Source organism: Phormidesmis priestleyi BC1401 (assembly GCF_001650195.1).
GTDB lineage: Bacteria > Cyanobacteriota > Cyanobacteriia > Leptolyngbyales > Leptolyngbyaceae > Phormidesmis_A > Phormidesmis_A priestleyi_B.
In genome coordinates this window covers 64,046-76,379 of the sequence record NZ_LXYR01000024.1, presented here as the reverse complement: position 1 = coordinate 76,379, position 12,334 = coordinate 64,046, and the positions used below count along the sequence as shown (strand labels likewise).

The window sequence follows — 12,334 nt, the reverse complement described above, 5'->3', positions numbered from 1 at the left end:
TTTTTGTCGGAGGTCATCGCTGTAGGGGGCTGGCATCGCTCATTTGAGGGTCTCAACTTCTATAGTATGTCCTAACCTAACTGGCAACGGCTATAGCATTCGCGCAGGAGGTCTAGTCTTTAAGTGCTTTTGGACGGAATGATGAAGCAACCCGCCAGCAGAATCTCAAAGCGATCGAGAGATATTCATGGGTAGACGAAATTCCTTCTGTCTGCTTAGAATCTTGTCTGCTCTGTCAAAAAGTTAGGGTGAAATGGGAGTGTGAGAAACTTGAGAAATAATGGTTAATAGATTTCAGGAGGTATTTGCAATGAACCGTTCTGCTATGCACCGTCCTTCAGAGTATGAATCCGTTGAGTCGCTGCCTGAGGTGTGGACGATCGCGGCTCAACGTTTTGCCAATGTGGTGGCGGTTTATGACCCTCACGCCAAGCCCGAAGTCAAAATAACGTATGCAGATTTGTATCAGAAGATACAGCAGTTCGCAGCCGGGTTGCAGAGTTTAGGCATTCAGGAAGAGACAGATGCGATTCCCCCTCGCATTGCGTTGTTTTCAGACAACAGCCCTCGATGGATCGTGGCAGATCAAGGTGCCATGCGATCGGGCGCAGTCGATGTGGTTCGCGGCTCGCAGGCAGACCCCAAAGAATTGCTGTTTATTCTCAAAAATAGTGGCGCGATCGCGCTGATTCTCCAAGATTTAGACCTGCTGAACAAACTGCGATCGAGCTTGAATGATCTACCGATTCAGTTTGTGATTTTGCTATCGGATGAGGCAGCATCGGCTGACGAGACGCTAAAAATCCTCAATTTCTTGCAGGTCTTAGAACTGGGTGCCCATTATTCGCTTCAGCCTGTGCATCAAACTCGTCAAACCCTTGCCACGTTGATGTATACGTCCGGCACGGGCGGAACTCCCAAAGGGGTGATGCTGTCTCACGGAAATTTGCTGTCTCAAGTCACGGGTGCCTATGCCGTAGTGGAGCCGCAAGCAGGAGAAAAGGTTCTCAGCATTCTCCCGATTTGGCACGCTTATGAACGGGCATTTGAATATTTTATTTTCTCGAATGGCTGTACGCAGATTTACACCACGATTCGTCACGTTAAAAAAGATCTTAAAGATTATCAACCGCACTATATGGTGGGCGTTCCCCGCCTTTGGGAATCAATTTATGAAGGTATTCAAAAACAATTTAGAGAGCAGCCTGCCAATAAACAAAAGCTGGTGAATTTTTTGCTGGATGCCAGTCATCGATTTGTGGTGGCACGCCGAACTGCGAAGGGAATGAACCTCGATCGTCCCAATCCTTCAGCTTTAGAACGGCTCGCAGCAACGCTGCAAATGTCTGCGCTCTCGATCGCTCATCAGCTTGGAGATAAACTCGTCTATCAAAAAGTCAGAGATGGGCTAGGCGGCAACTTAGTGTTTGTTGTCAGCGGCGGAGGCTCGATCGCAGATTACTTAGAAGACTTTTTTGAAATCGTCGGCATCGAAATTCTCGGCGGCTATGGATTGACGGAGACTTCGCCGATCACGAATGTGCGTCGTCCGTGGCGAAATATTCGCGGGGCAGACGGTGAGCCGCTTCCGGGCACCGAGATTCAAATTGTGGATTTTGAAACCCGCAAACCCCTTCCGGTTGGGCAGCGTGGACTGGTGTTGATTCGCGGTCCGCAGGTGATGCAGGGTTATTACAACAATCCCACAGCGACGGCAGCCGCGATCGATGCTGACGGCTGGTTTGACTCTGGCGATTTGGGCATGGTGACCGCCGACAACAATTTGATTATTACCGGACGTGCCAAAGATACGATCGTCCTCACCAACGGCGAGAACATTGAGCCACAGCCGATCGAAAATGCCTGTTTGCGGAGTCCTTATATCGATCAAATTATGGTGGTAGGGCAAGATCAAAAAGTGTTAGGAGCGTTGATTGTTCCCAATCTAGAAACTCTAGAAAAATCGGCGTTTGCTCACTCTTCGCCAACGCTTGATCTCAATAGCCGACCGATTCAAGACTTGTTTCGGCAAGAGTTGACTCGATTGGTGAAGGAGCGTCCGGGATATCGTCCTGACGATCGGATTGGCACCTTTCGTCTGCTGTCAGAACCGTTTACGATCGAGAATAATTTGCTCACCCAAACCCTAAAAGTTCGTCGCAATGTCGTGATGGATCGCTACCAGGGTATGATTAACGAGATGTTCGATTGATGCGTAGATCGTTCTCCAATCGCTAGTTGCCCTCTCTTAACCTTCTCTGAATACAGCATTTATGGACGACTCAAAATCTCATTTGTTATTGCAGCGAAATGTCAACATCAAAGCGATCGTGACCTCTCGTTGGAAGGAAGAAGCGCAGCAACAACTTCAGTCACAGCTCAATCAGATTGATAACCAGTTGCAGCAGCTAGAAATGCAATTGCAGCAGGTCGTTTCTGAGATGCAGCGGCAAACGATTCAACCACCCGGACCTGAAGCTTCTCAACAAATTGAAGGGGTCAAGACTCAATTTAACCAACGCAAAAGTGAGCTGTTAGAGCAAAAAAATCAGCTTCTCCAGCAGCTTCAGCAAGTGCAAATGTTAGAACTCAATCAAGAAGTCACTCAAGGGCAGGTCAACAGCACCTTTCGCATTGAGCCGGGTGACAATCTGATCGAGAAGATGCAAGTTGAAATTCTTCTCCGAGACGGCATTGTCGAAGAAATTCGAGGCGACGTTTAGCAAATCCACCCTCGTCTGGGTGAAGCATTCGGGGAAAAATCTCTGCAACCGCAGCGACCGCTCGAAGACTTCACCCCAAATCTTTTGAACTATATTCGTTGAGATTCGGGTGTGAATCCGATAAGATTTGATGTGCAAGTTCTGGTGACAGAATTTCGTCGGCTGCTAGGCATTTACCCCGACCAACGGCAAACCCCAAACTTCTCGCTGACCCAGATATCACCGCAATGATTAACGAAATTTTCATGCCTGCTCTCAGTTCCACTATGACCGAAGGAAAGATTGTTTCCTGGGTCAAATCTCCGGGCGATAAGGTAGAAAAAGGCGAAACCGTCGTGGTGGTTGAGTCTGATAAAGCCGACATGGATGTCGAGTCTTTTTATGAGGGCTATCTGGCAGTCATTGTCACCCTAGCCGGAGAATCTGCCCCAGTGGGTTCGGCGATCGCGCTGCTTGCAGAAACCGAGGCAGAAATTGAAGCCGCCAAGCAGAGCGTGGGATCTGCTCAACCTGCGGCGGTGTCTGCCCCTGTTGCCGCAACGACGACTGCTCGACAAGAAGCCGTCGCCGTGCAAGCAGAAGCGGGCGTGACCAATGGCGATGCTGCCCCTCGACAAAACGGACGGGTTGTGGTGTCTCCTCGCGCACGCAAGCTAGCAAAAGATTTGAAAATCGACCTCGCCACGCTGCAAGGCAGTGGTCCTCACGGGCGAATTGTGGCAGAAGATGTCGAAGTTGCCGCCGGGAAAGCTGCGGTTGTGACTCCGATCGCTCCCGCTGTAGCTCCGATCGCCCCAGTTGTCACCCCCAAAACCTCCGCAAAACCCGCCCCACTTCCCTCAGTGCCGGGGCAGATTACGCCGATGACCACGCTGCAAAGTGCGGTCGTCCGAAATATGCTCACCAGCTTAGAGGTGCCCACCTACCACGTCGCTTACACCATTACAACCGATGAGTTAGACAGCCTCTCTAAGCAGCTTAAATCTAAAGGGGTGACGATGACTGCCCTGTTGGCAAAAGCAGTTGCACTCACGTTGAAAAAACATCCGCTGCTCTATGCGAGCTATGTCGATCAAGGGACTCGCCATAACGCTGCAATTAACATTGCAGTTGCGGTCGCAATGGATGATGGCGGACTGATCACTCCGGTGTTGCAAAACGCTGATCAGGTTGATATTTATTCTTTATCGCGCAACTGGAAAGATTTGGTCGATCGTGCTCGTTCTAAACAGCTACAGCCTGAAGAATATAACTCTGGAACCTTCACCATCTCTAACTTGGGAATGTTTGGTGTCGAGATGTTTGACGCAATTTTACCGCCGGGGCAAGGGTCGATTTTAGCGATCGGGGCATCTCGCCCCCAAGTCGTTGCCACCAATGATGGAATGTTGGGTGTGCGTCGGCAAATGAAAGTCAACATCACCTGCGATCATCGAATCATCTACGGTGCTCATGCAGCCGCTTTCTTGAAAGACTTAGCGAAGTTAATTGAGACAAATTCACAATCTTTGACGATGTAAGGCTATCTCACATTTTGCACCAGATTAAAACTCCCTCGTTGCTAGCATTTACCCGCCCGTGATTAAAAATCACGGTCTAACCGTGCGAAGTCCACTGAAGGGACTGGAAGAGGCTTTGAGGCATTCAGTCCGTTTCAACGGACTTCGCAAGGCTAGCCCGGAATTCTATTCACGGGCGGGACACCATCGCAGTGAAAAGACTGGTGCAAGATCTAAGCTATCCTCAATTTCAAATCCTAATAGCTGTAGCGAGACGTAACATTTTGCGTCTCGCTACAGGACTGATTCGAGCGATCGTTGCCCTTACGAATCAAACTGCACCAACCTTTTCTTTCTTTAGGAGCGGAAACCCAAGCTCCTCACGCTGCTTTAGATAGAGGTGTGCCACTTGCCGCGCCATTGTGCGAATTCTGCCGATATAGCGCGTCCGCTCTGTCACCGAAATTACGCCTCTTGCATCTAGCAAATTGAAGGTGTGCGAACACTTCAGCACATAGTCTAGGGCAGGCAGAACGAGCGATCGCTCAATCAACTGTCCCGCCTCCTGTTCATAAAGCCCAAATAAGTTAAACAGCAACTCAGGATTTGATGCCTCAAAGTTATAGGTCGATTGCTCGATCTCGCCTTGGAGGTGAACATCGCCATAGGTTAAAGAATCGTTCCATTGAATCTTGGCGATCGCGTCCACGCCTTGCAGATACATCGTCAGTCGCTCTAGACCATACGTGATCTCGATCGACACCGGGCGGCAATCAATTCCGCCGCACTGCTGAAAATAGGTGAATTGCGTCACCTCCATCCCGTCTAGCCAAACTTCCCAGCCCACGCCCCATGCGCCCACGGCGGCATCTTCCCAGTTGTCTTCAACAAACCGGATATCATGATCCTCTGGTCGAATTCCCAACGCTCTCAAAGAATCTAGATAGATTTCTTGAATATTATCGGGCGACGGCTTAATCAACACCTGATATTGATAGTAATACTGATAGCGATTCGGGTTCTCGCCATAGCGCCCATCTCCCGGACGACGGCACGGCTCGACATACGCCACCGACCACGGCTCAGGTCCGATCGCCCTCAAAAACGTGTGCGGGCTTTTGGTTCCTGCCCCTTTCTCGGTGTCATAAGGTTGAGCGATTAAGCAGCCTCGATCGCTCCAAAACTGATGCAGCGTCGCAATCACCGTCTGAAAATTCACAAGGATCTCCTCATAGGTTTAGAAGCTCAGGCACTTGGGTGCTGAGAGGAAAAACACACTAGCGGATCTAGCCGCTTACGCCTTTTTATCGTCGCCCATACCACGGGTTAACCTGCAATGCGCCACTCGGCTTAAAGACCACTTTAAAGGAAGCCAGAGATTCAGCAGGGGTTCCGTTTGGGTCGGCTGGTTTGGCTAACTGAGCCAGTGGTGTAAATTGAACGTGGTCGGCTGCAAATTGGTTAGTGGCTTCATAGCCCACGATCGTGCCATCTGTCTTGACTCTCACCTTAAACCGCACGTCTTTGTCAAACGGAGGGCTGCCTTTCCAGTTTTGGTCAAGCTGGTCATAGAGTTTAGGCTGCAACGCCTCTAGCTGTGATTGCTCTGTGATCTCCGCGGGAGCGGTCGAAGACCCACTCAAGGAGGCAGTTGGGCTAGGCGAAGCATCTGGACTGGGTGATGCAGCAGATGGGCTAGGTGACTCCGATGCGGTTTCCCACGGGCTGACTACTAGTTTTCCTTGCGAGGTGAAGGCGACTTTAAATTGTCCGATCGGCTCTTGTGATGGCGCACTTCCGGCGGCTGGGATGTACAGCAAATTTAGCAGGGGCGTTTGTTTCACATTTTCGAGCGCACCCGGACTTTCGGGTTTATAGCCCACGATCGCGCCATCTTTCCCCACTCCAACTCGATAGGTTAAATCTTGAGCCGGGTTGGTTTGAGGCTTCCATTTGTCATTAATCTGGTCATAAAGCCGTTGCCGGAGTCGATCGAGTTCCTGCGGGTCGGTGATCGCAGGAGTCGTGTTCAGCGTTTTCTCAAGCTGTGCCAAATCGGGTTCAGCCAACTGACTCGGACTCGGTGAAGCTGATGCCTGCGCATTTGGCGATGAAGGACTGAGAGCAGGACTTCCGGTTGCTTGCGGAGAGGCTGACGTTGGACATTCTCCAGCCGTGAGACACGTAGGCTTGTTGACCTTCGGCGTAGGAATCATGAAAAAGGCGATCGCTGCCAGTGCCAAACTCGACAGCCCGATCGCCGCCGGAACTGCCTGCTTTGCCAACGGCTCACGCGCAAACGCATAGCGTTTTGAGACGGGCGCTAAATTGAGTGACCAGAAGGGCAGTGTTTGCGTATCAGCAACAAATTGGTCGATCGCTTCCACCAAGTCAAAAAGCTGCACAGTGCTCAAATCAACTTTTTGAGCAGTGGTTGTTGTGTGGTCGGCGCTTGGCTCAACGGTGAGGCGGTGATGAATGCGATCCAGCCGCTCTAACGTCACAAATGATGGCTGATCGCTGTAGGTGTGGCGCGGCAGATGAATCCCACTCAAAAATTCCTGGGCGTACAAACTAACGGCGGTCACCAGGCTTTCAAAAAATTCTCGTCCTCCTGCTAGAGGCTTCTCTTGCCCTGGCAGATAGCACTCTGCGTTAATCAGCAGCGACATTACAGGGCGCATCTCAGATTGAGGAGCCGCGATCGCATCGGCTAAACCCTCCAAAACCAGAGTGCAATTGGGCAAACTATATTGGCGTTGGATGGTCATCCTACTTCTCCGTCAAACAAACTGATCCATAAGCGCTGCATTCCTGATGTGCCCGTGCAAAACAGCAACTGAGCCAGCAAATCAAGTGCCAGTTCATCGAGCTTTTCGTCAGAGCTATACACCATCACCCCGGCACGTCGGGCATTCATCCGACCGCGAAAATGGGCACGAAATCGCTCTAAATATTCTGACAGGCGAAAATGATGCTCGGCAGATAGCTGCTTTTCGTTGAGCTGCTGCTGTGCCAAAAGCAACTGCCGCACCAGCACGGTTAAACGACGCGCTAAGTAGCAGGTGATCACGACCAGAGCTTTTGCCTCAATCAGCGTCAGGGGGCGACGTTGACTATAGCGCCTAAACGGATTGGTGCTGCGTAAGCGCCAGAGAACCACCCGATTTTTGATAATTCCCCGCAGGTCTAGATCATCGGCTGTAGACAAGATCGCTTCTGAACCGCCCAGATCGAGGGCTTCGATCGCCAACAGCAGCAAGTCAATCTGCAATCGTGCTCGTCGAGGGCAAACACCTTCCGGGACGGAGGGATCGGGCAAACCGTCTAAAATCAGCGGGATGGTTGGGGCGGGTGGGCTATTTAACTGCATTACGCTCACAGAAACACTTATTCCAATTGCGAGGTGTGGTCGGTTAACGGTGATTTGATGAAACGCATAGGCGTGACCCTAAGACGCATTCATCGTCGGCTCTTTTGCCACTGTAGCAACAGAAATAATCTGGCATTAAAACGTTCCTACAATTTGTCTGTAGAGTGCCTCAGGAAACAGATCGTCTACCAGGGCGGTTAGGGTGTAATTTCCTCACCCGACTTGGCACTGCTAGCAACATTTCAGTCTATCCGACTTTCAGCAAATCAGCCCAGTCTTAAATCCTACGATCTCTTCAATCCCTATGCTGAAATCTTAATTGTCTGAATCCATGCAGCATTGACTGATCCCAAGAAATGGGACAATAAATAGTTGAGTTCACTAGGGAAGTTAGAGACTTTGCTCTGCTCTCAGCCGAGTTGATAGGAATATTAGAGAAATGCTCAAACGATTAGTCGCGCTGGTGTTGGTGGTATTTAGTCTGAGTTTGCAGGGCTGTGTGTCGGGGGTGGGTGGCTTGAAAAGCTATGCAGATAGCACCGATGGATATCGGTTTCTCTACCCTAATGGCTGGGCAGAGGTGAAGGTTGCCAACGGTCCTGATGTGGTTTTTCATGACATTATCAAGCCGACCGAAAACGTCAGCGTGGTGATCAATCCGACTCAGGGGCAAAAAACCCTCAGCGATTTAGGAACACCGAGCGAAGTGGGCTATAAGTTGGGCAAAAGCGCGATCGCGCCTCCTGACTCTGGGCGCACCGCAGAATTAGTCAACGCAGAAGAACGTGAAGTCGGCGATCAGACCTATTATTTGCTCGAATATTTGGTCAAGCTGCCCGAAAACCAGGAGCGGCACAACATCGCCAGTGCGATCGTCTATCGGGGCAAGCTTTATACGTTTAATGCCTCTACGTCAGAAGAGCGATGGGACAGGATGAAAGATCTGCTGACCACGGCGGCGAAGTCCTTCTCAGTTGACGGATAATCCGATTCTATGAGCCTTCCCTTTGTTCTCGCGTCTGCTTCTCCGGCTCGAAAACGGCTGCTGCAACAGGCAGGCATCGATCCGATCGCGCATCCCAGTGATTTTGACGAATCTCAAGTGCAACTCACAGATCCGGCTGAGTTGGTCAACGTGTTGGCAGAGCAAAAAGCCTTAGCGACGATGCGATCGCTCTGGGAAAACCGAGGCGATTTGCAGCTAGTCGGCTACGGTCGACTGTTTTCTCGCACACCGGGGCTAATTTTAGGCTGTGACTCGGTGTTGTCTCTAAACGGCGAAATTTATGGGAAACCTGCAAACGCGGCAGACGCGATCGCCCGCTGGCAGCAGATGCGCGGTCAGGTGGGCGAACTCTATACAGGTCACGCGCTGCTCGTTCCCTACTCAGAACAAGGGATGCTCATGCCCTCTGCAACGCTGGTGCGTGCCCAGGTGACGCGAGTCTTTTTTGCAGAGGTTAGCGATCGTCAGATCGAAGCTTATGTGGCGACAGGCGAACCGCTCGTGTGTGCAGGCTGTTTTGCGCTAGAAGGGCGCGGCAGTTGGTTGGTTGAAAAAATAGAGGGCTGTCACACGAATGTGATCGGGTTGAGTATGCCTCTCTTGAGAAGAATGATGGCTGAAGTGGGATACGACGTGATTGACTTTTGGAAAAAATGATCGTTGAGGAGGCATCCCAAAAAGGTGAACTTTAAAGATTTCGTCATCTCGCCAGAATCCTCTTTAGACTAGAGCAACCTGGAGTTCTTCTCGTCTGACTGACCGCAATGGATTGTTCACCCACGAATCTCACTCATTTTCGATCGGATGTTCTTAATCAAACTCATTTAGGGCAAATTTGCGGTTCTCAACAGCTATTTCACGATCGTTATGAGATTCGTAAATTGTTAGGAAGAGGCGGATTTGGAGTCACCTTTTTGGCGCGCGATCGTGGGTTGCCCGGAAGCCCTCTCTGCGTGATTAAGCAGTTGTGCCCTAAGGTGCAGGATGTCGCCGCTCTGCAAAAAGCTCGTCAGCGATTTGAGCAAGAAGCAAAATCTCTGGGTCAGCTCGGAAGCCATTCTCAAATTCCGCAATTGCTGAACTATTTTGAGACCAATGGCGACTTTTATTTGATCCAAGAATATGTTCGTGGCTCGACTTTAACGAAAGAAGTGCGGCGATTGGGCACCTTTTCTGAAGAGAAGGTCAAAGCGTTTTTGCAGGAGTTGTTGCCTCTGCTGCGCTATGTGCATAAAAACAGGGTGATTCATCGCGACATCAAGCCGCCTAATCTATTGCGCTGCAAAGATGACGGGCGACTGGTGCTGATCGATTTTGGAGCCGTCAAAGAGCGAATTGCGATCGTCGATCATTCTGGCATTCGCACCTCGACGCAGTTTGTCGGCACGATCGGGTTTGCTCCACCAGAGCAGCTTTCGTTGCGTCCGGTCTATGCCAGTGATATTTATGCGGTGGGTGTCACCTGCCTCTATCTGCTGACGGGCAAAGCCCCGATCGAGTTTGAATATGACTTGAGGACGGGCGAGATCAAATGGCGCGACTTGGTGCGGGTTAGCGATCACTTCGGGCGCGTGTTAGACAAGATGCTGCGGGTGTCTCCCTGCGATCGCTATCGGTCAGCCGAAGAGGTGCTGCGAACGCTGGCGTTAGAGCCATATCTCGATCATTTGCTCCCATGTATGAGCAACCATCCGCTGTCTGTATCTGCAATCAGTCCTAGTCGGTCTAGCAGATCGCGAGAGGTGATCTCTCCCCTGGTTCGGACGGCGATCGCAATTCGAGACTGGCAAGCCCGTTTGCAAGAAAGACGCACGATTCAAGATACGTCTCCATTGTTATCTGATGACAGTTTTACGGGTTGAGATGAGAACACCAGTCACTCCAGCTTCCTGCATACAGTTTTCCGGTGTCGATGCCCGCGATCGCCAGTGATAGCAAATTCACACACGCAGTCACGCCCGACCCGCAATACACTAAAATCTCATCCGCTGATTGCAGGGTTGACCAGCGATCGGGCTGCTCTTCAGACCGAACAAAGCCATTTGCATCCGTCACGTCTTGCCAGGGATAATTCACGGCTCCCGGAATGTGCCCCGCGATCGGGTCGATCGGCTCTTTTTCTCCCCGATAGCGCTCTCCCTCACGAGAATCGACTAACGCAATATTGGGCAAATCTTTCCGGGCTTTCACCGCGTCGATGTCTACAAGCCACTGCGATCGCAGACGGGGAATAAACTGTCCTGCTTTGAGATCGGGCTTCACAGTCGTTACAGAATATCCAGCAGCTTGCCAGTTTTTGAACCCACCGTTGAGGATGGCGACCCGATCGTGTCCTAAATATCTCAACAGCCACCACAGACGAGCCGCAAACGCAAAGCGAGAATCGTCATAAACAATCACCTGAGTTGACTCGGTGATCCCGATTTTTGAAAGTTTTGCCGCTAACTCTTCGACGTTGGGCAGCGGGTGCCGTCCTCCATGTTGACCGATCAGACTCGACAAATCCCGATTTAGATCCAAATAATAGGCTCCCGGAATATGTCCTGTCTCATACTGCTGGTGACCTAACTCTGGCTCTATCAGCGAAAAACGACAGTCTACGATCAGCACCTGCGGATCGTCTAAATGCTGCTGCAACCAATCTGCTGAAACGATCGGAGACGGGTCAACCATTGATCTACACTCAAAATAATGCTGCCCAATTATTTTAGATCGATGTTGTTTACACCAGAGTCAACGGCTGATGGCTCTTTCACTTTTTTCTCAACCGACTATGGAGAAGCCTTTCACAGTCAGCATGGGGCGCGTCAAGAAGCCATCTGCAAGTTTGTTGAGCCGACCAACCTGATCGAGAAGGCAACCCGTCCCAATGTGAGACTGCTCGATATCTGTTACGGACTCGGTTACAACACGGCGGCGGCATTAGAGGCAATTTGGCGGGTTAATCCAAACTGTCAGGTTGACGTGATTGGATTGGAGATTGATCAGACAGTGGCGCAGGCGGCGATCGCTTACCATCTCCTCGACGGTTGGCATCCCAAAATTCAGCAAGTTCTTGCAGAGTTAGCGCAGACGTTCCGCGTTCAAGCGCCGCATTTCAAAGCTCAACTATTATTAGGAGATGCTCGTCACACGCTTCAGCAGCTAAAGCAAGCGCCATTTGATGCCGTGTTTCTCGATCCGTTTTCTCCGCCTCATTGCCCTCAGCTATGGACGGTTGAATTTCTGACTTTGGTTGCCCGTCACCTAAAACCGGATGGCAGACTCACCACTTATTCATGTTCTGCCGCAGTTCGCACTGCTTTGATAGCGGCTGAGTTGAAGATTGGCTCGACGAATCCGGTGGGGCGACGATCGACGGGAACGGTGGCTTGCAAACAGTCTGCTTCGATCGACTTACCCGCTCTTTCGCCTCGTCAACAAGAGCATTTGCTGACTCGCGCGGCAGTTCCTTATCGCGATCGAGCGTTGAATGATTCAGCAGAAACAATCCTTCAGCGTCGTCAAGAGGAGTGGAAAATCTCATCCCTAGAGCCGACCTCTCACTGGAAAAAGCGTTGGCTGACCCTGATTTAACCGCGAGAGAATCCTCAAAATGTTAAAGGGTCTAGCGGAACATGGCTAAACCCTTTAAGAGCAGTCGATTGATTTTGTGATAACTGATTCAATGAACCAAAAATAAGGTGGACTTGGTTTCGCAATAGCGCTGCTTAATGATCAGGCTCTCAACCAA

The 12,334-nt window shown here is 50.8% G+C and carries 11 protein-coding genes; 7 read left to right on the top strand and 4 right to left on the bottom strand.

Annotated features, from left to right (window positions below; all coding sequences use genetic code 11):
* Positions 1 to 310: 310 nt before the first annotated feature.
* From A8707_RS14120 to A8707_RS14110, 3 genes are all read left to right on the top strand, one after another.
* Positions 311 to 2,212, top strand: coding sequence for an AMP-binding protein (locus A8707_RS14120; RefSeq protein ID WP_197484769.1), 1,902 nt, complete (start codon positions 311 to 313; stop codon positions 2,210 to 2,212).
* A gap of 61 nt (positions 2,213 to 2,273) precedes the next feature.
* Positions 2,274 to 2,723 carry a YlqD family protein gene (locus A8707_RS14115; protein ID WP_068817889.1) on the top strand — a complete coding sequence of 150 codons (450 nt, stop codon included), beginning with the start codon at positions 2,274 to 2,276 and terminating at the stop codon, positions 2,721 to 2,723.
* A gap of 266 nt (positions 2,724 to 2,989) precedes the next feature.
* Positions 2,990 to 4,243, top strand: coding sequence for a dihydrolipoamide acetyltransferase family protein (locus A8707_RS14110; RefSeq protein WP_414858403.1), 1,254 nt, complete (start codon positions 2,990 to 2,992; stop codon positions 4,241 to 4,243).
* Between the two features lie 310 nt (positions 4,244 to 4,553).
* Here the strand turns inward: A8707_RS14110 and glyQ are convergent, their stop codons facing one another.
* The 3 genes from glyQ to A8707_RS14095 all read right to left on the bottom strand — a co-directional run bounded on the left by glyQ (position 4,554) and on the right by A8707_RS14095 (position 7,595).
* Complete coding sequence (gene glyQ, locus A8707_RS14105; RefSeq protein WP_068817887.1) at positions 4,554 to 5,441, bottom strand: glycine--tRNA ligase subunit alpha; 888 nt, start codon at positions 5,439 to 5,441, stop codon at positions 4,554 to 4,556.
* An 85-nt stretch (positions 5,442 to 5,526) separates the two neighbouring features.
* On the bottom strand, positions 5,527 to 6,993 hold the full coding sequence (locus tag A8707_RS14100) for a DUF4335 domain-containing protein (RefSeq protein ID WP_068817886.1): 1,467 nt from the start codon (positions 6,991 to 6,993) through the stop codon (positions 5,527 to 5,529).
* Entirely contained in the window at positions 6,990 to 7,595 is a 606-nt protein-coding gene (locus A8707_RS14095) for a DUF3038 domain-containing protein (protein WP_197484768.1), read from the bottom strand. The genes A8707_RS14100 and A8707_RS14095 overlap by 4 nt, the downstream gene beginning before the upstream one ends.
* A gap of 439 nt (positions 7,596 to 8,034) precedes the next feature.
* Here A8707_RS14095 and psbP point away from each other — a divergent pair, with 439 nt between their 5' ends.
* The 3 genes from psbP (at position 8,035) to A8707_RS14080 (ending at position 10,463) form a co-directional block, all read left to right on the top strand.
* Positions 8,035 to 8,580, top strand: a complete 546-nt coding sequence (gene psbP, locus A8707_RS14090; RefSeq protein WP_068817884.1) for a photosystem II reaction center PsbP — start codon at positions 8,035 to 8,037, stop codon at positions 8,578 to 8,580.
* A gap of 9 nt (positions 8,581 to 8,589) precedes the next feature.
* Positions 8,590 to 9,258, top strand: a complete 669-nt coding sequence (locus A8707_RS14085) for a Maf family protein (RefSeq protein WP_068817883.1) — start codon at positions 8,590 to 8,592, stop codon at positions 9,256 to 9,258.
* A 107-nt stretch (positions 9,259 to 9,365) separates the two neighbouring features.
* Complete coding sequence (locus A8707_RS14080) at positions 9,366 to 10,463, top strand: serine/threonine-protein kinase (protein WP_068817882.1); 1,098 nt, start codon at positions 9,366 to 9,368, stop codon at positions 10,461 to 10,463.
* Here A8707_RS14080 and A8707_RS14075 read toward each other — a convergent pair.
* Positions 10,453 to 11,274, bottom strand: a complete 822-nt coding sequence (locus A8707_RS14075; protein ID WP_068817881.1) for a sulfurtransferase — start codon at positions 11,272 to 11,274, stop codon at positions 10,453 to 10,455. The two genes, A8707_RS14080 and A8707_RS14075, sit on opposite strands and share 11 nt — an antisense overlap.
* A gap of 18 nt (positions 11,275 to 11,292) precedes the next feature.
* Here A8707_RS14075 and A8707_RS14070 point away from each other — a divergent pair, with 18 nt between their 5' ends.
* Positions 11,293 to 12,177: a tRNA (5-methylaminomethyl-2-thiouridine)(34)-methyltransferase MnmD gene (locus tag A8707_RS14070; protein ID WP_068817880.1), complete on the top strand. Its 885-nt coding sequence runs from the start codon at positions 11,293 to 11,295 to the stop codon at positions 12,175 to 12,177.
* The last annotated feature ends 157 nt before the right edge of the window (positions 12,178 to 12,334 follow it).